General features: G+C 33.8%; 10 protein-coding genes. 9 read left to right on the top strand and 1 reads right to left on the bottom strand.

Annotated elements, in window-relative coordinates; all coding sequences use genetic code 11:
• Nucleotides 1-395: 395 nt before the first annotated feature.
• Together B0M43_RS18675 and B0M43_RS18670 are read left to right on the top strand one after the other, a co-directional pair.
• On the top strand, nucleotides 396-3,410 hold the full coding sequence (locus B0M43_RS18675; RefSeq protein WP_078007696.1) for a TonB-dependent receptor: 3,015 nt from the start codon (nucleotides 396-398) through the stop codon (nucleotides 3,408-3,410).
• Between the two features lie 11 nt (nucleotides 3,411-3,421).
• Nucleotides 3,422-4,915 carry a RagB/SusD family nutrient uptake outer membrane protein gene (locus B0M43_RS18670; protein WP_246860153.1) on the top strand — a complete coding sequence of 498 codons (1,494 nt, stop codon included), beginning with the start codon at nucleotides 3,422-3,424 and terminating at the stop codon, nucleotides 4,913-4,915.
• Between the two features lie 365 nt (nucleotides 4,916-5,280).
• Here B0M43_RS18670 and B0M43_RS18665 read toward each other — a convergent pair whose 3' ends face one another.
• The gene (locus tag B0M43_RS18665) at nucleotides 5,281-6,783 is read right to left on the bottom strand and encodes an MFS transporter (protein WP_078007694.1); all 1,503 of its coding nucleotides are present in this window, start codon (nucleotides 6,781-6,783) and stop codon (nucleotides 5,281-5,283) included.
• Between the two features lie 938 nt (nucleotides 6,784-7,721).
• On the opposite strand from B0M43_RS18665, the gene B0M43_RS18660 reads away from it, so the two are divergent.
• From B0M43_RS18660 to B0M43_RS18630, 7 genes are all read left to right on the top strand, one after another.
• Nucleotides 7,722-8,936, top strand: a complete 1,215-nt coding sequence (locus B0M43_RS18660; protein WP_246860152.1) for a glycosyl hydrolase family 8 — start codon at nucleotides 7,722-7,724, stop codon at nucleotides 8,934-8,936.
• Nucleotides 8,937-9,032: 96 nt separating this feature from the next.
• Nucleotides 9,033-10,253, top strand: a complete 1,221-nt coding sequence (locus B0M43_RS18655) for an acyltransferase (protein ID WP_210418033.1) — start codon at nucleotides 9,033-9,035, stop codon at nucleotides 10,251-10,253.
• Nucleotides 10,254-10,642: 389 nt separating this feature from the next.
• Nucleotides 10,643-12,934 carry a beta-glucosidase BglX gene (gene bglX / locus B0M43_RS18650; RefSeq protein ID WP_078007692.1) on the top strand — a complete coding sequence of 764 codons (2,292 nt, stop codon included), beginning with the start codon at nucleotides 10,643-10,645 and terminating at the stop codon, nucleotides 12,932-12,934.
• Between the two features lie 1,107 nt (nucleotides 12,935-14,041).
• Nucleotides 14,042-18,196, top strand: coding sequence for a two-component regulator propeller domain-containing protein (locus B0M43_RS18645; RefSeq protein ID WP_078007691.1), 4,155 nt, complete (start codon nucleotides 14,042-14,044; stop codon nucleotides 18,194-18,196).
• Between the two features lie 432 nt (nucleotides 18,197-18,628).
• Nucleotides 18,629-21,733, top strand: a complete 3,105-nt coding sequence (locus tag B0M43_RS18640; RefSeq protein WP_078007690.1) for a TonB-dependent receptor — start codon at nucleotides 18,629-18,631, stop codon at nucleotides 21,731-21,733.
• A gap of 49 nt (nucleotides 21,734-21,782) precedes the next feature.
• Entirely contained in the window at nucleotides 21,783-23,306 is a 1,524-nt protein-coding gene (locus B0M43_RS18635; protein ID WP_078007689.1) for a RagB/SusD family nutrient uptake outer membrane protein, read from the top strand.
• An 8-nt stretch (nucleotides 23,307-23,314) separates the two neighbouring features.
• Nucleotides 23,315-24,433, top strand: coding sequence for a hypothetical protein (locus tag B0M43_RS18630; protein WP_078007688.1), 1,119 nt, complete (start codon nucleotides 23,315-23,317; stop codon nucleotides 24,431-24,433).
• The last annotated feature ends 106 nt before the right edge of the window (nucleotides 24,434-24,539 follow it).

Genomic DNA, 24,539 nt, shown 5'->3' with positions numbered 1-24,539 from the left:
TGTTTAATTTTTATTTCATGCTCAAAAAAAAGATTACAATATTATGAATACCTTATTCTTGCTGTTTTATAGTTAAATATTTGATAAATAATGCATTGTGTGTTTTTTGAAGGTTTCGTGCTACAAATTTGATAGTTTTTGCAACATTTTTAATATGTGAAATTTATGTTAACCTTATATTTTTGGGTTCTAATAAAACCAAATATTCAAAGAAGTAAGTATTAACATTTTTTAAAAAATTACCGTATGAAATGAAATCAAGAATTATTTATTGTAAGACTTTTTTTTGTTCAATTAAGGATCGAAAATAGTTTACAAGCTAATTTGATCATCAAAACAATAAATAAACTTTACAACCAAACAACTATTTAAACTAATCAAAAAAACCACTAAAAATGATTTTAAAATTTAGAATTGCAATAATCACATTGCTAATAATCGGCAGTCAGAATTTGATTGCACAATCAAAGACCGTACAGGGGATAATTACCGATCCTTCAGGATTTCCTTTGCCTGGAGCCAGTGTGAATGTAGAGGGATCAAAAAATAGCGCATCAACAGATTTTGATGGTAAATACTCCTTAAGTGACGTGAACCCTACAGATAAGATAACTTATTCCTTTGTAGGTTTGATTTCGCAAACCATAACAGTGGGTACGAGAACCAGAATTGATGTTGTATTAGCACTATCGACTCAGAACTTAAATGAAGTGATAGTAGGTTACGGTAGTCAAAAGAGAACTAAAGTTACCGGAGCCATTTCGACAGTAAGTTCAAAAGATATTGTGGCCGTGCCTATTACTAATGCAGAGTCAGCTTTACAGGGTAGGGCTGCAGGGGTAACCGTTGTAAATGGTGCTCCTGGTTCTAATCCTACAGTGACCATTAGAGGTTTGGCCACCATGGGAAATAGTGCTCCATTATATGTAATCGATGGTGTTCTAACAGGAAACTTATCAGGATTAAGCCCTAATGACATAGAATCGATGTCGGTTCTAAAAGATGCTTCGACAACAGCTTTATATGGTTCAAAAGCTTTTAATGGGGTAATTATGGTTACTACTAAAAAAGGAAAAAAAGGACCAGGACAATTGAATTTTAGTACGTACGCCGGTTTTCAAACCATTACAAAAAGATATGATGTTTTAAATACACAACAATATCTTCAATACGCTAAAGATCTGGGAAGTGATTTGACGGCAAGAGCTGCTGAATTTGGAAATATAAATACCAATTGGCAGGATCAGATTTTTCAAAGCGGTGTGATGCAGGATTATAATTTAAGTTTCTCAAATGGTACAGAAACATCTACTTCCCGCTATTCTGCTGAATATTTAAAACAGGAAGGAGCCGTTATTAATACTGGGTTTGAGCGTTACTCTTTTAGAGCCAATAACACACAGGATATTGGAAAACTTAAAATAGGGAGTAACATCGGTATTTCTTTTAGTACAATCAATCCGGAGCGTAGTGCAGGAGGAAGAACATTATTGGAACACGCTATTAAAATGGCACCTTATTTACCTATTTATAATAATAGTGATACAAATGTAGGCGGCTATCAGGGACCTAGTGCTATAGATGGTAATGATGCCGAGAATCCTATACGTGTGGCAAATTTAGGGTATCAAAAAATTAATAATTTATCTATAATAGGAAATATCTACGCTGAATTGGAAATCTTTAAGGGCTTAAAATTCAGATCACAAGTTTCATTAGATTACTATACTGGTAAAGATCATACTTTTGTTCCCAGCTACAGTGATGGTTCTGCTCATAATCAGGCATTTTCTACCACAAATGAAACAAACACCCAGGGGCAAACCATTGTTTTTGATAATAGTTTAACCTATAAAACGACTATTGCTGCCAAACACAACATTGAAGTGTTAGGTGTTATAACGAAAATTGACGGAAAATCACAAAATTTAATCGCAGGAAGCCGTTATAATATTTCAAATGATATAGATCAGCTGAGATATAATGAGGGAAATTTAAGCTCTGCTAATTATGTAGAGAAAAATATTGGATATATTGCCCGTATCAACTACGATTATGATGATAAATACATCTTCGCTGCTTCTGGCCGTAGGGATGCTTCTTCACGCTTTGGAGCTAATAATCGCTGGGGTAATTTCTACTCATTTGCTTTGGGTTGGAATATAGCCAAAGAAAGTTTTATGGCAAATTCTGTTTTTAGTACCTTAAAACTTAGAGCAAGTACAGGAACAACAGGAAATGACAGAATAGACAATTATCAGTACGCCGCTACATTACTTGCTGATTACAATTATCCTATTAATGGAGGAAATGCACAAGGAGTTTCCAGCGGAGTTGCTTCTAATCCTGACCTGAAATGGGAGTCTAAAAAAGACAGAAATATAGGTTTGGATTTTGGTTTCTTTGATGAAAAATTTACAGGATCTGTCGAGTATTTCAACAATAAAAGCAGTGACATTCTTTTTGCTGTTCCATTAGCAGCTTCTGTAGGATCTGCCGGCGGAGGAACGCAACTTCAAAATGTTGCCGATGTAAAAGTATCAGGTTACGAAATATCATTAGGTTATAATGATCGAAAAGGAGATTTTACATGGTCAGCTTTAGCTAATCTAGGAACAAGTAAAAATGAAGTGACAGGTTTAGCGCCGGGACTTACCAGCGTATTGGGCGGCCCATCGGCAAGAGCTGGTTTAGAAAATTTCTCAAGACTGGAAGTAGGCCAGCCATTATTCTACTTTTACGGTTATGAAACCAATGGAATTTATCAAAATCAAGCAGAAGTAGACGCTGTTTTTGGACCAGGGCAAACGATCATAAAACCGGGTGATATTAGAATTATAGATCGTGACGGTAACAAAATCATTAATTCAAATGATAAAACAAATATTGGAAATCCTTATCCGGATTTTACATACGGTTTAAACCTTACAGCAGCATATAAAAAGTTCGATTTTAACTGTTTCATTACAGGAGTTCAGGGTAATGATATTTATAATGCAAATACTTTTGATTTAACAGGAATGAATCGTTTGTTTAATGCCAGTACGGATGTTTTAGGCAGAGCAAATGTTGTAAACGGTGTTGTTACGAATCCATCAGCTACTTTACCAAGAGCTCAGGGGGCAGATATAAACTGGTCTTCAGCTAATCAGCGTTATATAGAAGATGGTTCTTATACCCGATTGAAAAATGTGACTTTAGGTTATACACTTTCTGGAGAAACGTTTGGCAGTTATTTTTCTAATATAAGATTCTATGTAAGCGGACAAAACCTTATTACGATTACGAAATATTCCGGTTTAGATCCTGAAATTGCCCGTACAGATGGTAATGCCAATTCTGCAGGTATTGACTTGGGAAGATACCCACAGCCAAAATCAGTAATTTTTGGACTTGATGTTAAATTTTAATTTATAAGATGATGAAAAAAATAAAATATATAGTTGCAGTAACGTTGGGAATTTTAACCCTAAATTCATGTGACACCGCAGATTTAGAATTGACAAACCCAAACACGCTATCGCCGGACACTTTCTTTACGACAGCAGCGCAGGTCGAATCTTCTGTAAATGCTGCTTATGCCAATTTGCAGACAAGAGGATTGTATGCCAGAAATTTTGCTTTTGCAATGGATCTAATGGGGCAGGATGCCGCAGGAAATCCACAATTAGAAGGAAATAAAAAACCTTTTCAGGATTTTTCTTTTAATGCAGGAAACGATATTATTCAGTATTATTGGGAATCCTGTTATTTAGGCATATCCAGAGCTAATTTTGTTTTAGATAATGAAGCAAAAATTAATGCTTTACCAACTCTTATTTTATCACAAGAACAAAAAAATAAATTTTTAGGTGAAGCCCACTTTTTAAGAGCCTATTATTATTTTCTTTTAGTGAAACGTTTTGGTGATTTACCAATTTATAAAACAGGAACTATCATAGGTGTTGCAAGAAGTCCTAAAGCAGAAGTTTATGATTTGATTAGAACAGACCTGGAATTTGCTTCTCAAAATTTATTATCTAAAAGCGTCGAAGTAACAGGTCGTGCTACCAAAGAAGCCGCTTATGCATACTTGGGTAAAATACTGTTATACCAAAAAAAGTATGATGAAGCTTTAGTTGCATTTAATGGCGTTACAGGGTTTAGTCTTGAAGACAAAGGCAATTTCTATAATAACTTTATGGAGGAAACCGAACATGGTAAAGAATCCATTTTTGAAATTGAATTTAATGAAAATAACGGAACAGGTAATAAATGGGATGATGCCGGTAACAGCGGTGGAACTGGTTTTGCTGAGTCGACTCTTAGAGGTCAGGAATATGGTAATTTAAGTTGGTATAATGTTTATCCGCCAGACAATCTTTTAAATTCTTTTGAGGCAGGAGATTTGCGTTTTGGAGACACCTTTTATGTACCAGGCTCAAAATATTTAAACGGAAAAGCTACTATGACAGCGCAAAACTTTAATACCTCAGCAGGTCTTAGAAATGCAGGCTGGAAAAAATACCAAAACTATTACAAAAAAGCAGATGAAGCGACGCAGTCCAGTATAAATTTCAAAGTTATGCGTTATTCAGATATACTGCTTATGAAAGCAGAATGTGAAAACCAAAGAGATGGAGGTTCTCAAACCACTGCCATAGCGTATATCAAAGAAGTTAGAGACAGAGCAGGTTTAACCACTACAATTGCTGCAACAAAAGACAATGTTTTTAAAGCAATTATTCATGAACGCAAAGTAGAGTTTGCCGGTGAGCAAAGCCGATTTGATGATATTATAAGATGGGGTATTGCGAGTACAGAATTAGTTGGTACTGGTTTTCAGGCTGGTAAAAATGAATTATGGCCAATACCAAACAGAGAAACATCTTCAAATCCTAATATAAAACCAAGTGATAATAATCCTGGTTACTAAAAAAACAAATTTTGGTAGTTTGAGTTGAGTTAGTATTTGGCAAACAGCGCATTTTTTAATGCGCTGTTTGTTGTTTTATATGTACCGCCTTTTTCTGCTTCGCAATCTTTTTACAGACTTAATGTATTTGTGGGAATGAACTTTAATTAAGGAGTAGCCAAAAAGAGTGCTATAATTGTTGTGATTATGGTATGTTCTCTATTACACAGCAATATAGAACACACTACGGGCTCCATTTTGGGTAAAAAAAAAGAGTTAAATAGAAATTATAACACTTGCGTATAATACTTATTTGAAATACCTAAGATGAGGTTTGTAAAGCAAATTTTTGCCCTGATAAAGTGAATCAGAAAAGACAAATATTTTTAGCATTCTCTTCTTTCTTTTAAATCTGTTTCAATCTGGATTTCCGTTTTTTTATCTATGTTGTAAAAACACAATAAAACCGCACTCAAAATGAAAATAAAGCCAGGATAGATACTTACTGAAAGTTTAATACCTTCTACTGCCGCCGGTATCTGATTGACTTCTTCGGCTATATAACCATACTTGGATAAAAAAGCCGCTCCTAATGCGCCGCCAATACTTATGCCTATTTTTAGCCCGAAAATCATTACCGAAAAAACAGTTGCAGTCGCTCTTCGGTTGTTTATCCATTCACTGTAATCGGCCACATCAGCAATCATGGTCCACAATAAAGGAATTGTTATTCCGTAAATAAAGCCATGTGCCAATTGGGTCAAAAAAACCATTGCAATAGCCGTTCTATTATAGAAATTAAATAACAAAAGGCTCAGAGCAGATAAAAAAATAAAAGCGATATAAATATTTCTTTTACCAAAGGAATCTGCCAGAAGCTTTGAAAACATAATGCCAAAAATCATAAAAATAATTCCTCCGGCATTAAAAAGACTAAATGCAGAAGTAGCCGCATCTTTTGGCCACTGAAAATTAACAAAGCCCATTCCCGTCAATAAATTGTTAAGGTTATCAATAAAGACATTAAACCCAATGTTATTCAAAAAATTACTTTGTGCAACAGGATCTAAATAATATTTAAAGTAAAAAACATACATGCCACCTTTTAAAGACAAGGTTATAAATACCAGAACGGTAACCAGTAACATAACAATCCAGGGTCCGTTTTTTGATAAATCAATAAAATCCTGTTTAATAGAAGATTCCTGATTCTTTGCAGGTATAATTCTTTCTTTGGTAGTAAAAAAAGTAATCAATAAGCAAATAACTCCTGTAATAGCAAATAAGATCATCGTGTTTTGAAATCCAACTGCTTTATCGCCATGTCCCAGTATAGAAACCAATGGTAATAAAAGCGACTGAATGATAAATTGGGCAATCATTACCGCCACAAAACGATAGGAGGAAAGACTGTTCCTTTCTTTCATGTCGCCCGTTAAAACACCACTTAAAGCAACATAGGGTAAATTGCTTGCTGAATAAATTAACATCAGAAAAAAGTAAGTCAGCAAGGTGTAGATTATTTTGCCCTTTTCGCTAAAATTTGGAGTTAAAAAAGATAGAACAGCCGCAATTCCAAAGGGCAAGGCCGTCCATAATATCCATGGTCTGAATTTTCCCCATTGCGTTTGGGTTCGATCCGCAATTACGCCCATAATGATATTAAAAAAAGCGCCAATAAAACCGCCTGTAAAGATAATTATGCTTGCGGTGCCGGCAGGAATTTTATAAACATCAGTGTAAAAAAAAGCAAGGAAAGTCAGCAAAGTCTGAAAAATTAAGTTCGCAGCAAAATCACCTAAACCATAACCTATTTTTTCTAGTATAGAAAGCTTTTGCGATGTATTACGAATCACTATAGCTGCTGTTTTTTTTTTGCTTTTTACCATTTCGCTTGTTGAGAATTATGTTATAGAATACTTTTATCAAAAGCGAATACTTCTTTTTGCTTCTATAATTTTAATAAAAATCTTAGACGTAAAAATAACTGGAAAGTTGAAATAAAGATTGTCAATTTTGAAGCTATTAATAGCATATTTGAAGCATTATTTTTGTTTCTGCAACAGCTAAAAAATAAGTTTTATTTGTATTAAAAGAAACGCTACTTTTTTATTGGTTTCTTTTTTTGAAGATATACTTGTAATTATTACAGAAGATACAATTATTTAATTTTTCGAACTGTTGTAATTTTTTGGATTAGCTTTCTGAAACTTATAGATTTCGATTTAAAAATAAGTCACTTTAATTTATTTTCAGATATAAAATAGGGTGACATATTTCTTTTTATTATGATTTATTCTTAAAGTAAAAAAAAGTAAAACAACCGATTGTGTATTTGCAATTTTGTTTATATTTGTAATACATACACTTATTAATAATCACAATAACAAATTTGTTCTTGAAATTAATTTATAAGTATAATTTATTACAATACACTGATGGTTAGTGTTAGTTTTTTAATTAAAAGCCGGAAGTTAAGCCCCTTTCGGCTTTTTTTATTTTAAAATTATGTAAGTCTGCCGTTTTGCCAGTAGAGAAAATAATAAGTAATAATGATCCTGTTCAAAGTTCAAAAAATATAATAGTATTTTTTAACTTTTGGGTTACTTCAATCCATGCACCAGAGTATAAGTCATAAATTCTAAGTGACGAGAAAACGAATTGACAGAATTGAATTAAAAATAGGAGTCAAATCGTATTACTTCAGTAACGATAAATTAAACCAAATATAAAAAAGAGAAATATGGTTATGAATAAATGTTTCACAAGTCAATATAAAGTTAGAATTCGGTTTTTGATACTTCTTTTTGTTTTAATTGTTCCCATTATGTCATTTAGCCAAAAGAAGGGGAGAATAGAAAAATCAGAATCCCAAAAGCCGCAATACCGCAATCTTTTTGCAGCAGCTGGTTACAGCCAAGCCGATATAGATAAGAAATTAGCGAAAGCTTATTATGATATTTTTGAAGGAGCTAATAAAGTTTATTTTGAAGAAGGCGATGCATTAGGATATGTTTCTGATGTAAAGAATAACGACGCCCGTACCGAAGGAATGTCTTACGGAATGATGGTCGCGGTTCAACTCGATAAGAAGGAAGTTTTCGATCGTATCTGGCGATGGTCTGTAAAATACATGCAGCATCAGGACGGACCAAGAGAAGGGTATTTTGCTTGGAGTGTAAATCCTCAAACAAAAAAACAAAACTCAGCAGGTTCTGCCTCAGATGGAGAATTGTATTACATCACCAGTTTGCTTTTTGCTTCTAACAAATGGGGAAATGCTACCGGAATTCATTACTACAATGAAGCCAGAAGAATATTGGATGCCATGTGGAAAAAAGACGGTACCGGTAACATTCATAATATTATAAACACAGAGCACAAGCAAATATCTTTCGTGCCGGAAGGAGGAGGATACAATTGGACAGACCCTTCGTATCATGTTCCGGCATTTTATGAAATATGGGCTTTATATGCTAAAGATGGCCATGAGCAGTTTTATAAAGAATGTGCCGATGTTTCCCGTAAATTTTTGCATAAAGCCTGTCATCCTGTAACAGGGCTGACCTCAGATTACACCGAATTTACAGGAGAACCACATCCTACACCCTGGATGCCTGGAGGATTTCGTTACGATTCCTGGCGTGTGCCTATGAATATTGCAATGGATTATACCTGGTATGGAAAAGATAAAAAATGGCAGGAAGATTATGCTAAACGATTTCAAAATTTCCTGAGATCAAAAGGAATGGAAACGTACGTAGATCAATACAATCTCGACGGTTCTACGCCAGATTTTATTCTTCAGGCCGGTCCGGTTAAAAAACTACGACACTCGATAGGATTAATAGGAACTTCAGCTACTGCTTCACTCGTTAATCCTGATAAAGAAAGTATAGATTTTGTTCATGCTGTCTGGAACGCCAAACTCGAACCTTATGAGGATGGTTATTTTGACCCTTACTACGATGGTCTGATGTATCTTTTTAGTCTCATGCATCTTAGCGGAAACTACCGCATTATAACGCCATCAATCAATTAGATAGCTAAAATAAGTACCGAAGTGATTGGGAAGTTTGCCGCAGTTGATGTTTTTTTTTAAGGTTATGATGCAACGTTTTAATTTTAAAATTCGTCTATGATAATAAAACCTTATTTATTGACTATTATGACATCAAATTTGCAAAATTCCCGGACACTCTGGCTGGATTATTTAAAATCATTCATTACCGTATTGGTGGTAGCTCACCATAGCTCGTTAGCCTATACAACTTTTGCCTGGTTTGACAGCAGTGCTTACATCAACTCTACAGCCCCAATCGTAGATCATAACAGATGGATTGGGATGGATATATTCGAGAATTATAATGATATTTTCTTTATGTTCCTTATGTTTTTTATTGGCGGTCTTTTTTTGGTAAAAAGTGTAGAGAAAAAGGGAACCACATATTTTGTTAGGGACAGAATTAAACGGCTCTTTATTCCGTTTCTTTTTTTAGGTACATTTTTAATGCTTTTGTCTTATTTTCCGGCTTATTATGTAGCGCACCAAAGTGCTACTATTACAGATTATGTAATTGATTTTTTTACCATTGAAAATTGGCCTCCGGGTCCGCCTTGGTTTATAGGAGTGCTTTTTTTCTTTAATTTAATTCTGGGAGTTGTATATCCTTTTATAAAAGAAAAATTGAATAGATGTTCTGATAAAATCTCGTTTTTCACTAATCGTCCTGTAGCTGTTTTTGCAGTTTTATTTGGTCTCACTTTTATTCTATATGTACCAATAGCGTATTGCATTGGAGCTGGAAAGTGGGTGTCTTTTGGACCGCTTGATTTTCAACTGAGTAGATTAGTTGCCTATTTTGGGTATTTTTTATTAGGTGCTGTGGTCGGTAACAGTGATTTTGATCGTCATATCTTTTCATCCAATTCTCGTTTTGTTCTTCAATGGAAGTACTGGTTTATTACATCTCTTGTTTTTTATAGTGCAGTAACGTACCATAACAGGACGGACATTTTGGGTCGATTTGTAGATAATGGAATCATGCCTGAATTTGTGGCATGGATGATTTATTACACCTTGTATGTGGGTTCCTGTACCGCTTCTTGCATGGCTTTTATTGGTTTTTTTAGAACTATTGTAAAACATAGTTACAGATTATGGAATTCATTAGCTGAAAATGCTTACTTAATTTATCTTCTTCATTACTTTTTTGTGCTTTGGGGACAGTTTTTTTTATTGAAATACGAATTACATGCATTATTGAAATTCTGGATAGTATTTTTGTTTTCTTTGACCGCCAGTTGGATTACAAGTATTTGCATGCGAAAAATAAGTATTGTAAAAAGATACTTGTAAAAATAGTACTGAGATAATTTAGTAATTGTTTCGAGATTAGGAGTTGAATACGTTGAGCGTAATAGTAACTTTTCAATTTAATTTTAAATTCCTTTTCTCGAATTGCAGAGCGGTTTTATAAAAAGAACTAATCCGGAAACATTCTTCGTTTTTTTAGTAGAAGTAATCAGTTTGATTTATTGGGTTATATAAATACATCATTTGTTTTATATAATGCTTCAAATTTACTACTCCTTTTGTCACTGGAAAACTACATTTACAATCCTGAATTCTAAAAAATTACTGGAATATAACTTTTAAAGTTAGTATTCAGAATAGATCATGACAAAAAACTAATGTATTATTTCTAACTAATTTCTAAACCTCTGTACTAAAATTAAACCACAATGATGAAAAAACAAATTAAAAAATATTCCTTTTTACTGCTGATCGTTTTTACAAACGGATATGCTCAGACCAAAAAATATATGGACACAAAGAAACCTGTTGAAGAGCGCATTACACTTTTGATGAAAGAAATGACTCTGGAGGAAAAAGTGGGACAAATGAATCAATACAACGGATTTTGGGATGTAACGGGACCGGCTCCAAAAGGAGGAAGTGCTGAACTGAAATATGAACATTTACGAAAAGGCTGGGTTGGTTCGATGCTGACTGTTCGTGGTGTAAAAGAAGTTAAAGCTGTACAGAAAATTGCGGTAGAAGAAACCCGATTGGGAATCCCGTTAATTATTGGTTTTGATGTAATTCACGGTTATAAAACGTTAAGTCCGATTCCGTTGGCAGAAGCGGCAAGTTGGGATTTGGAAGCGATAAAAAAATCGGCTGCGATTGCTGCAGATGAAGCTTCGGCATCCGGAATTAACTGGACTTTTGCACCCAATGTAGATATTACAAATGATGCTCGCTGGGGACGTGTGATGGAAGGTGCGGGTGAAGATCCTTATCTTGGAAGTAAAATAGGTTATGCAAGAATAAAAGGTTTTCAGGGAGAAACTGTTGCAGATTTGGCTAAAGTAAATACTATTGCAGCATGTGCCAAACACTTTGCAGCCTACGGATTTGTTGAGGCAGGATTAGAATATAATATGGTAGATATTAGTACTTCTAAATTATACAACTCTGTTTTACCTCCTTTTGAAGCCACTGTACAAGCGGGAGTTCGTACGTTTATGAATTCCTTTAATACCTTAAATGGTGTTCCGGCGACGGGAAATGTTTTCCTTCAAAGAGATATCCTGAAAGGAAAATGGAAGTTTGACGGTTTTGTGATTTCTGATTATGCTTCTATTCGCGAAATGATCGCGCACGGTTATGCCAAAGATGAAGCCGATGCAACTGCAAAAGCCGTAATTGCAGGTTCTGATATGGATATGGAATCGTATTTGTATGTGGCAAAATTAGTTGGTTTGGTGAAAGAAGGAAAAGTAAAAGAATCCTTGGTTGATGATGCCGTTCGCAGAATTCTACGCGTGAAATTTGAACTGGGTTTATTTGATGATCCTTACAGATATTGTGATGAAAAGCGCGAAAAAGAAGTTGTTGGCAGTAAAGCCAATAATGATGGCGTTCTTGATATGGCGAAAAAATCGATCGTATTATTAAAGAATGACAAAAACTTGCTTCCGCTAAAAAAATCCGGACAAAAAATTGCTTTGATTGGAGCTTTGGCAAATGATAAAAACAGTCCGTTGGGAAGCTGGAGAATTGCAGCAGATGATAATACTGCAGTTTCGGTTTTAGAAGGAATGCAGCAGTACAAAGACAATCAATTGACTTTTGAAAAAGGTACAGATTTACTTTCGCAAAAAGCTACTTTTTTAACAGAAACAGTTTTTAATACAACAGACAGATCCGGTTTTGAAGCTGCCAAAAAAGCCGCAAAAAATGCCGATGTTGTCGTGATGGTTCTGGGAGAATACGGTTTTCAAAGCGGAGAAGCCAGAAGCAGAACCGACTTAAATTTGCCGGGATTACAACAGGAATTATTACAGGAAATTTATAAAGTGAATCCAAATATTGTTTTGGTTTTAAATAATGGTCGTCCGTTGAGTATTCCGTGGGCTGCAGAAAATATCCCAACAATTGTAGAAGCATGGCAATTAGGAACCCAAACTGGAAATGCAGTGGCTCAGGTTTTATATGGAGATTACAACCCAAGTGGAAAATTGCCAATCTCTTTCCCAAGAAATGTGGGTCAGGTTCCTATTTATTACAACAAATACAACACAGGAAGACCAATCGACAGCGATAAAAACGTTTTCTGGTCGCATTATATGGATGTGGAGAAAACGCCTCAGTTTCCGTTTGGTTTTGGTTTGAGCTACACGAAATTCGATTATAAAAATCTTAAAATCAACAAAGCAACTTTTGCAAAAGGAGAAAAAATCCAAGTAAGTGTTGACGTTACCAACTCTGGAAATTATGATGGTAAAGAAGTGGTTCAGTTGTATATAAATGACGCTGTTGCCAGTATTGTAAGACCAGTAAAAGAATTAAAAGGTTTTGAACTTGTTGAATTAAAAAAGGGAGAAACTAAAACCATTCAATTTACATTGACAGAAAAGGAACTTGGTTTTTATGACAATGAAGGCAAATTTTTAACAGAGCCTGGCTTGTTCAATATAATGGTTGGATGGAATTCTAATGAAGGACTTACCAGTAAATTTGAATTAAAATAAAGTCTTTAAAAAAAAAATAAACACATAGAAACCTAGGTCATATAGAAAAAAGTTGTCAAAAAGAGTAACTAGTTTCTTTCACATAGTCCTAAAGTATTGAGATTTTAACGCAGATTTAAAAAGATTTAAAAAGATTTAAGCCGATTATTATTAAAATTAAATCGGCGTAGATCTGCTAAATCTGCGTGAAACGAAATCTTTTTAAATTACTTAAAAGTTTAATCAGGAAAGTAATTAGAAAAATCCGTTTTTATCAGCGTTTTCGCTTTAGCGAATCAGTAAAATCAGCATCTAATTTTGACGCGGATAAAACAGATTTACTTCGTAAAAACGCAGATAAAAACGGATTTGATTTGCAATAATTTATTTTTTGAAAACTTAACTTAATGACATTATCCGAAGCGCAATGTCATTAATTAAGGGAGAGTATATAATGCTACAGTGAATAAATCTCGCAAAGACGCAAAAATCGTAAAGATTTTGTCATTTCGACGAAGGAGAAATCCTCGTAAGTGACTCCGCAACGAAAATCCAATCTTTGTCGAGCTTCTCGCGAGGATTTCTCCTTCGTCGAAATGACAATATTGTGTTTAAGCTTTGCGGTTTTGCGAGATTAAATTTTAGTTTATAAAAACTTAACTTAATGACATTGGCCGAAGCACCGGGATTTATTCTTAAGTCAACAACCTAATAACCTGAGTACGATTACTTAATAATCGAGCTCAGGTTTTTGGCAATATGATAAAATTTATACCTAAAAACTTTATTTCATGTTTAGTTTTATTAATATTGTTTATATATACGTAAAACAGGATCAATCCTAAAAACTTGTGGAGATAAAAAAAATACCACAGAGAACGCAAAGTTTTTTAAATATATTAAGTTTAGAAAAAAACACAAAGTTCACAAAGCTTTGTGGACTTAGATTGTGTAAACACGACTTAAATCTTAGTGAACTCTGCGATAAACCTTTGCGTTCTCTGCGTTAAAAAATAATTAGGGAATATAAAATTTTTAATGTTTCTCCACAACATTTAGTGTTGATACATAAACAGAAGTTAATTTTCAAATTTAATTTTCAGAGCAAATTGATAATAATACTATTAAATGAAAAATATTAAATATATTCTTGTATGCTTTTTTGTGTATGCAAATTGCTTGTTTGCTCAGGACAAATTTGACAACTACCAATTTAGAAGCATACAGGAAACTACTTCAAAAAGAGCCATTTCTTCAATTATTCAGGATAAAAATGGATTTATCTGGATAGGTACAAACGGCACGGGTTTGTATCGATATGATGGTGTAAATTATTTTGGATATGAATACAATAAAAAGCCCGGTTCACTAAACAGTAACTTTATTTATGCAACCTTTATTGATTCTGATAATAACTTATGGGTGGGTACCGATGATGGTTTGTGTTTGTACAACAGGGATTTAGATAGTTTTACTAAAATCAATATTGAAGATGTAATTAGAAAAGGTTATGACGAACCTATTACCGTAAAGACAATTATTGAGGATAATAATGGTAATTTAATTCTGGGAACTTATGGTTTTGGATTATTCAAACTCAATAAAAAAACTTTAAAAACTACTCTGATTCCGTCAAAGGTGTTAGACAAATTTAATTTTCTAATAAAATCTTCGGTAAAAAATAAACGGGGTATTATTTATCTGGGAACGAGTTACGGTCTTTTAGAACTTGATTTAAACGGAAAACTCAAGCAGGTTTATAAAGACAAATTTAAAAGAGAACCTTTATTAGATGATATCGAAAATCTTGTAATAGATAAATACGGATATATATGGCTGGGAACGACTGAAAGCGGCCTGATAAAAATTAAACCTGAAACAGATAATTACCAATTTGAGAATTATGCTATTACCAAAAACAAAATCTTATCGATTATAGAAAGCAGTCACGACTATATCATTTGCGGTACCGAAAATGACGGATTATTGGTCGTCAATTATAAAGGGCAAGTACTCCAGAAATATTTGCATAGTAAGTATAATGACTTTAGTTTAAAATCCAATTCGGTTTGGTCTTTATACGAGGATAAAGAAAACCGACTTTGGTTGGGCTATTTTAATAAAGGACTTGGCGTATTTGACAAACCAAATAACAAATTCAATTCTCTTGAATCACAGGTAAACAACGATAATTCGCTTCAAACCAGTTATGTAACTTCGATTATAAAAGATAAAAAAGGAAATCTGTTAATCAGTAATGAAGGCGGAGGTCTTGATATTTATAATCTTAACAATAAAAGTTACATTCATGTCAACAAAAACAATCAAAGCTACTATTCCGGTTTAGATGCTGTTGATATTCAGACCATTTTTATAGACAGTAAACAAAATATCTGGATAGGAAGCTGGGATCGTGGCATCTACTTTTTGAAAAATGGCACTACGCGATTCATAAACTACAATACAGCAAACACTTCGGGATTAAAATCGAATCGCGTTTTTAGTTTTTCTGAAGATTCAAAAGGCCGAATCTGGATTGGAACTTTTATAAAAGGATTGCATTATTATGATAATAAGAACAATACATTTGTTCATTGTGAGTCGAAATCATTTAAAGAAAATGCTTTAGACAACGCTTTTATTCGTAAAGTTTTTGTAGACTCTGATAATGTTTTGTGGGTAGGAACCATCTTAGGCTTGTATCAGGTAAGTTTAAAAAACGACTCTGATTTTAAAGTGACCAATATGCGTGATGCCATGTTCAAAGACAAAACGAAGTACAACAGCATTCAGACTATTTTATCGATTTATGAGTCTAACGATAAAACGATATGGATAGGAACAGATGGCGAAGGATTGTTTAATTATAATAAAAAACACAGGACATTTTCGAACTATAATAACTTTCCGGGTTTTAAAGAAAAATCGGTTCGCGCTATAATTTCTGATAACAACGGATCTTTATGGATAAGCGGCGGATCAGGTTTAACAAAACTTGATTTCAAAAATAAAAAAAGCACCAATTTTACTAAAGATGATGGTCTTGTTGATAACGATTTCAATAATAATGCGGTTTTTAAAGATGGAAATGGAGAGTTGTATTTTGGCAGTTATGAGGGAGTAAATTATTTTAATCCTAACGAGATCAAAAAAACAGAAAAAGCGCCAAAATTATATTTCAGCGATTTCAAATTGTTCAATAAATCTGTAAAACCAAATGAAGATTCCTCGCCCTTAAGTAAAGTAATTTCCCAAACTAAAGAAATTATACTCAACTACACACAATCGGTTTTTACGATTGAATATGTGGGAATTAATTATAACTATTCTAAAAAAAATCAATATGCCTATTATCTGCAAGGCTTTGAAAAAGACTGGAATTATGTAGGCAATAACAGAACCGCAACGTATACCAATCTGGCTCCCGGCGATTATGTTTTTAAAGTAAAATCGGCAAATGCAGATGGTTCCTGGAGCAATACTCCGTTAGAATTAAAAATAAAAATCCTGCCTCCGTGGTGGAAAACCTTTTGGGCTTATTTATTATACACTTCTATTTTAGTTTTCCTGATTATATACCTGAATAAAATTTATCAAAATCGTTTTAAAGCCAAACAAGCAATAATTTTAGAAAAAGAAAAAAACATTCAGTCAGAGAAATTAAACAATAAGAAATTGCAGTTTTTTACTAATATTTCACATGAATTCAGAACACCATTAACATTAATTATTAATCCTCTTGAAGATATTTTAAGAACTAAAAATCTATCTCCGGAGATTCATAATAAATTAAAAATAGTACACAAAAGTTCGGACAGGCTTTCAAGACTGATCAATGAGCTTATGGATTTTAATAAATTAGAGTTTAATAAAATCTTCCTTCAGGCCAAAAAAATTGAAGTTGTAGCCTTTACACAGGGAATCATTGCTTATTTTGATGAGGAAGCCGCTGCCCGAAACATCACCATTCATTTTGAATCTGCATTTGATGGGCTTGAAGACTGGCTGGATCCTAAAATGTTAGAGAAAATACTATTTAATATTATTTCAAATGCATTTAAGTTTACTCCGGATAATGGAAGTATTACCGTTTCTGTCAACACATCAGATGCTAATAATTCGCTTTTAATAAATGGCATTGAAGTTCCTTCCTTTTCAATAACTATTACAGATACCGGTTCAGGCATTCGTAAAAAAGATTTAAACCGAATCTTTGATCGATTCTATCAGGTCAATAATGTAAACAAAGACTATTATGGCAGCACAGGAATTGGTCTGGAGGTTGTAAAAGAATTTATTGAGCTGCATAAAGGTAAAATTGATGTTGAAAGTGAGGTAGGAGAAGGGACAAAATTTACGGTAACTTTTCCTTTGGGAAAATCTTTTTATAAAAAAAGCGAAATAGTTGACGAGGTCTTTAAAATTGAAAAAAATAAAAATAAATTTTTGTATGAACCCAATAAAAATCCATCTGAAGACGAGGATTTTACGAATCAATCCATAGAAGATGCTATTGTTGAAACTGCAAAAACACACACTGTTTTAATTGTTGAAGACAATCCTGAATTAAGAAATTACCTTAAACACGAACTAAGCAAATTGTACAAAGTTATTGTGGCCGAAAATGGTCAGAAAGGTTATGAGCTTGCCGTTCAGAAATTACCTGATTTAATTGTTACAGATGTTATTATGCCGGTAATGGATGGATTACAATTGTGTAAAAACATAAAGGGAGATTTAAAAACAAGCCATATTCCCTTATTAATGCTCTCGGCAAAAGCAATGGTAAAAGACCGACTGGAAGGAATCGATTCCGGCGCTGATATGTATTTGAGCAAACCATTTGAGCTGGATATTTTAAAATCGAGTCTCGCCCAGCTTATTACAAGCAGACAAATCATGTTCAAGAAATTTTATAGCGGAATTACTAAAGACGGTAAAGAAAAAACAACTTCACTCGATAATGAATTCATTCAAAAAATCCTGCATTTTATTAATGAAAATATCAGTGAACCTGAATTGACTGTGGAACTTTTATCTTCTAAAATCTTTTTGAGCAGAAGTCAGTTGTATCGAAAAATAAAAACACTAACAGGAGTTTCTGTTAATGAGTTTATTAGAAATGTACGATTAGAAAAAGCCAAACAATTGATCGAAAAAGGAAATAATAATATTAATGAAATTAGCTATAAAGTTGGTTTTACTTCGCCTTCCTATTTTGCAAAATGTTATAAAATTAAATACGGACATTTACCTACACAGGAAAGAAGAACGAAAGATTAAAGTAATTCTTTAATTATTAAATGTCATTAAAAAGAGCTTCGATTGTACAATCGAAGCTCTTTTTTTGTTAGGTAATTTCCTTAAAAAAGTAATGATTTTTAAACCCAATAAAAAGCTATATATTAAAAATATTATCTCTTTTTTTAAACTAACAATATTTTTTAACCAAAAATTTTAGCAATATCTCAGCGACTGTTTTCTTGGTTTTAGGCGCTTTTTGAGCCGTAAAAGGGTATCATATGTTCTTTTTGCATCATCTGTTGCACAATATGCTTCATCCATTCTACAATAGCACTCCTCTACATTCTACTTTCGTTAAGAAATATTTAAGAAAAAAATCTGTCGTCATTTTTTCGCATAATGAGCTTACAACAGACCTTCTATTAAATGTTTTCCAACTAATTATTTAACTTAAACTCTAAACCAAATTTTATGCAGAAAAGAACATTAAAAAAACTATTGTGTTTAATAGTATGTATGTGGGGAAATTTTTTCTTTGCTCAAACTATTAAAGGTAAAGTAACATCGGGGGGAGCCAGCCTACCGGGTGTTAGTGTAATAGTACAAGGAACAAAAAACGCAACAGTTACCGATTTCGACGGTAGTTTTGTTTTAAATAATGTAGAACCTAAAGCGCTGTTGCTTTTTAGTTATGTAGGATATAAAAATTTATCATTGCAGGCAGACCCTAAATCTGTGATGCAGGTAGTTATGGTAAACGACCTCGAAAAATTAAATGAAGTAGTGGTTATAGGTTACGGAACTTCAAAAAGAAAAGATATAAATGGTGCAGTTTCCTCTATTAAAGCTTCTGAAATTCAGGACAAGCCCTTTACGTCTATCGATCAGGCACTTGTAGGTAAAGCCGCAGGTGTAAATGTTACTCAAAATTCAGGGACGCCAGGAGGAGGGATTTCTGTTCAAATTCGTGGAATCACTTCTATCAATGGTAATGAACCATTATATGTTATTGACGGAACACCTGTTTTTGCAGATAAAAACAACGACTCATTTTCTTTCAGCGCATTAGGGGGCGGAAACGGACAAACTAAAAACTCAGCTTTATCAGGTTTAAACATTTCGGATATCGAAACTATTGATATCTTAAAAGATGCATCGGCTACAGCAATATATGGTGCGAATGGTGCAAATGGAGTTGTTTTGATTACCACTAAAAAAGGAAAAAAAGGAAAATCAAAATTTACTTATGAAACTTATTTGGCTACGCAGCAGGTAACCAATACCGTTGATGTTTTAAACTTACCTGAATATGCTAAGTATCAGGCAAAAATATTCAAATTAAACGGAGAGCCTGTTCCTTTTCAATACCAAAAACCAGATTTATTAGGTAACGGAACAGACTGGCAGGATGAACTTTTTAGAACTGCTACATTGTACAACCATCAATTATCATTCTCTGGAGAAAAAGATGGAACGCGTTATTATACTTCTTTAAATTATTTTGATCAGGAAGGAATTGTTTCCAATTCTAATTTTAACAGATTATCTATGCGATTAAATGTAGATTCTAATGTGAAATCATGGCTAAAAATTGGTAACAACTTATCGGTAAGTAAATCATCGCAACAAGTAGTAAGAAATGACGACAGAGGTGGTTTAGTAATGAATGCCTTAAGACAATCGCCGGAATTGCCGGTTAGAACTTCTGATGGTTCTTATGCCGGACCAGTAAGCGGTTTAGGTTCTTCTGCAAACGAGGCAACAAATCCAATTGCTTTGGCAGAATACAATAATTCGACTACGGAAAGATTTAAAATTAATGGTAATTTATTTGCCGATTTTACGATTATCAAAGGATTGGTTTTTAGATCAGAATTAGGATACGATCTGAATTTTGCAAAAAGCAGCACTTTTGTACCTAAATACACTTTAGGAAACGTATCTGAACTTTTAAACAAATCATTCAAACAACAAGATCAAAGTTATTATTGGAACATTAAAAACTATCTTACTTATAATAAAACGATCAGTGAGAAACACAATTTTACTTTTTTATTAGGTCAGGAAGCTCAGGAAAGCCGATATGAATACCTAAGCGGTTATAGAACGGGCGAGTTTTTAAATAAAGATTTTACGAACTTAAATATTGGTGATATTGATACTGCGCTTAACGGGAATGGTTCCGGCAGATGGTCTATGGCATCTTATATTACGAGATTAAATTATAGTTTTTCTGATCGATATTCTTTCACGGCTTCTTTAAGAGCAGATGCTTCTTCCAACTTTGGACCTAATAACAAATGGGGTTATTTCCCTTCTTTTTCAGGAGGTTGGACAGTTAGTAACGAAAAGTTCTTTGAGCCTTTAACAAGGAACATTAATTATTTAAAATTTAGAGCAGGTTACGGTCTCGTAGGAAACCAAAATATTCCGGCAAACAGATACCAAACTATTTTATCATTGCTTTCATCTCCTTTTGGAGGCGTATCTCCAACAATAGACAACTTAGGAAATCCGGATATAAAATGGGAGTCATTAAAATCTTTTAATGCTGGTTTTGAAATTGCAATGGTGAATAACCGGGTAAAATTAGATTTTGATTATTACATCAAAAATTCATCTGATTTCCTTACGAAACAAATCAATGACGAATCGAATCAAAGTGCTTTGAATTATTACCTGAATACAGGGGAAATTGTCACTAAAGGAATAGAACTTACTTTGAATACAAGAAATATCGTAACCGAAAATTTCACTTGGGACAGTACCATTATTTTTTCAAAATACAATAATGAACTTACTCGTTTTCAAGGCGAAGGAAAATCGTTATTAGGAAAAGTACAATTTGATTTGTATAACGTTACCAGAACAACTGAAGGACAGCCGGTAGGACAATTTTATGGCTATAAGACCGACGGATTATTTAAAAATGCAGCTGAATTAGCAGCAGGACCAATCCAGGAAACAGGAACAGGAATTGGAGATGTTCGTTTTAAAGATTTGAACAACGATGGCAAAATCGATGCTAAAGATCAAACCGCGATAGGAGATGCAATTCCTGATTTTACTTATGCATTTACAAACAACTTTAAATACAAAAACCTTACTTTATCTGTGGTCTTAACAGGAAGTCAGGGCAACCAGATTTACAATTTTACACGTCATTATACTGATGGTATTTATCCGGGATTTGGAGACAGATTTGGAAATGTGAGTACCGAAGTATCAAATGCTTTTGAAGCTGGTGTAAACGAAAATACCACTGTACCAAGAATTACGCTTAACGACCCAAATGGTAATGGCCGAATCTCGAATAGATTTGTTGAAGATGGTTCTTATTTAAGGATTCAAAACGTTTCTTTAAGCTACGATTTACCAAGCAAAATATTCGATAATTCTTTTATATCTAAAGTAAGATTGTATGTGAATGTTCAGAACCTGTACACATTCACCAAATATTCAGGTTTCGACCCTGCACTAGGAAACTTAGACCAAAACATAACGCTAAGCGGTATTGATTTAGGACGTTATCCTGTGCCAAGAACAACTTCTTTGGGATTAAATCTGGAATTTTAAAATTGATAAAAAACACATTTAACTTCATCGTTAACATAAAAAAATAGTTATGAAAAAACTTTGTAAATTTTTTATGATGGGAATGCTCATACCATTGCTGTCTTTATTTTCCTGTTCAGATGATTTTTTGGATGCGCCATCTGAAAATCAATTAACACCAGCTGATTTGCCCGAAGGAGTTACAGCTTTTGACGGAATCGCCGAGAGTTTGTATTTTAAACCCTGGTTTACCTTTAATGATAAATTCCTGATTGCTGTAGGCGATATGTACGCCGGCAACGCCTTTACATTTGATGGTGCTTATTCACAATTTAAAGATGCTCAGGTAACCTCGCAAAACCCAATCCTGACAGAAGGGTACGTTTCACTGTTTTCGGTTATCGATCAGTCTAATAATTTAATGAGTTTAGTCGAAGACAGAAAAAGCGAATTGCCTGAAGCATCGTATAAAAATGCTATTGCGATATCACGATTTATGAGAGCAAATGCTTATTTCTATCTGGTAAGAACTTTTGGTGCAGTGCCTATTATTAGCAAAGCAGGTTCTGCAGCACAGCCAAAAAGAAATCTTGTTGCAGATGTTTATAAATTCATCAAACAGGATTTAGAATTTGCTGTCGCAAATTTACCTGAAAAATCAGTAAAAAAAGGATATGTGACCAAATTTACTGCCATGGGGATTCTTGCAAAAGTGCATTTAACTTTGAATGAATATGCAGAATGTGCCGCTTTAACCCAGCAAATTATTGGAAACCAATATACTTTAATTCAAGACTACGGAAACTTATTTAGCAGTCCGGAGAATAATAATAGTAACGAGAGTATGTTTGCTTTGCAATGGAAAGCAATTGCTACAGAATGGGGAACGCAAAATACCAATCAGGCGTATATAGTTCCAGGAGGTACAGGAATTACTGGTGGTGGTGACGGCTGGGGAGTTTATCTTCCTTCTATTTCATTGCAAGGTAGCTTTGAGCCAAATGATACGAGAAAAAAGAATACCATCATGACAGATGGCGACTATTATCCTGAATTATTAAAAAGTCAAGGTGGTTTTCTTTATAAAAAAATATACTCATCGACAGCAGCTAATTTCAGAAAATACATTGTAGGTTCTGCTGCCGAAAGAAACGATGTGTTTTTTATGAGAACATCACAAAACACCATTATATTGCGATATTCTGACGTTTTATTAATGAATTCTGAGGCTATTATGGCCGGAGCACCTTCTACAACTTCTGCTGCTGCTTTAAGTACTTTTAATCAAGTAAGATCGAGAGCAGGATTACCTCCTAAAATGATACTTACAAGAAATGATTTATTTAATGAAAGAAGAGTGGAGTTTGCTCTTGAAGGACAATATTTCTTCGATTTAAAACGTCGTGGACTTGCCGAGGCAACAGCAGTTATTTCGCAGCAGGAAGCTGGTTTTTATTCCAATGATGACAGAACCGATTTGGTTTCTGTAAAAATAACTCCCGGAAGTAATTATTTCGAACTGCCATTACCGCAGTCTGCTATTGATACTAATCCATCATTATTAGAGGCTCCGGTTCCTTTTAACTTTAATTAATTTATATTATGATTAATAAAATAAAATATAGCATTTTAATTCTTTTGACATTAGTTTCTTTTACAGCTTGTCAAAATGACGACGCAGTTACTGCAAATGTAGACGCAATGGTTGCTGAACCGGGAGATTTACTCAATCAGGCATTTCCATCCAATAAAGTCAGAGTCGAAGGTCAGGGCTTAGAGGGCTTAAAAAAGATTACGCTCGACAATAAAATTGATATCGGTTTCAATATCAATTACAATTCTGATAAATCGTTTATTTTTACCATTCCTTTTGATGATAAATTAGGCAGCCGATTTGGAGTACAGCCCATTACATTTGTAACAGCAACAGGTTCTGTAACTAAAAACATTGAGCTTTTACAGCCCGTTCCAACCCTGACAAAAACAGATCCTGCTATAGCAACTCCGGGATTTCCGTTAGAAATTCAGGGAACGTGGTTTTATAATATTTCATCGGTAACCTTAGCAGGAAAACCAGTAAGTTATACGCTAAAATCATCTTCTTCAATTATTATTGGAGTACCTGAAGATGCTGTTTTTGGTTCAGAGTTAGTACTTACTACACCGGGAGGTATCGCAAAAAAAGTAATACAGCTTCTACCTCCTGTTACTCCGGAAATTATTGTTATTGTATCTGATTTTGACGGAAATGGTACAAGAACGAATTGGGATGCTTATGGAGATAAAGATAGTTTTAACGCAAGTACTGCAAATGGGCCAACAGGTAATTATGCAACACTTGTTTGGGCTGGCTCAAATGCCAATGGCTATAACGGAAGCAGTGCAGGGGGTGGAGCTAATTTCCTAAGCGCCGCGAATAATGATGCAACAAAAACATTTATTGATATTGATGTAAGTGCCAATGTTGTAGGAGCACAATTTGCCATTCAATTAAATACGATTGATAATAAAAACTATGGTTATAATTTTAAAATAACTGATGTTAACTGGACTACCAAGACCCTAACTTTAGCTGATTTTAAAGATAATTATGGCTTTGGAGATCCTGCCACTACGCTGGATGCTTCTAAAGTTAATGAAATTAAAGTAGGTATAGTGCAATCAGACACACCTAATCCAACCATAATAAAATACGATAATATTAAAGTTCGTTACAAATAAGTAATGATTGTATTTTAAGCTCTAAAGAAAAAAGAGGCTGTAATCAAAAAAGCAGCCTCTTCATAAAACAGAAATTATAAAACAAGAGTATTCGACATAATAAAGG

This window comes from Flavobacterium sp. KBS0721 (genome assembly GCF_002007065.3).
GTDB classification, from domain to species: Bacteria; Bacteroidota; Bacteroidia; order Flavobacteriales; family Flavobacteriaceae; genus Flavobacterium; species Flavobacterium piscis.
This window is presented reverse-complemented; position numbering and strand designations above follow the sequence as displayed.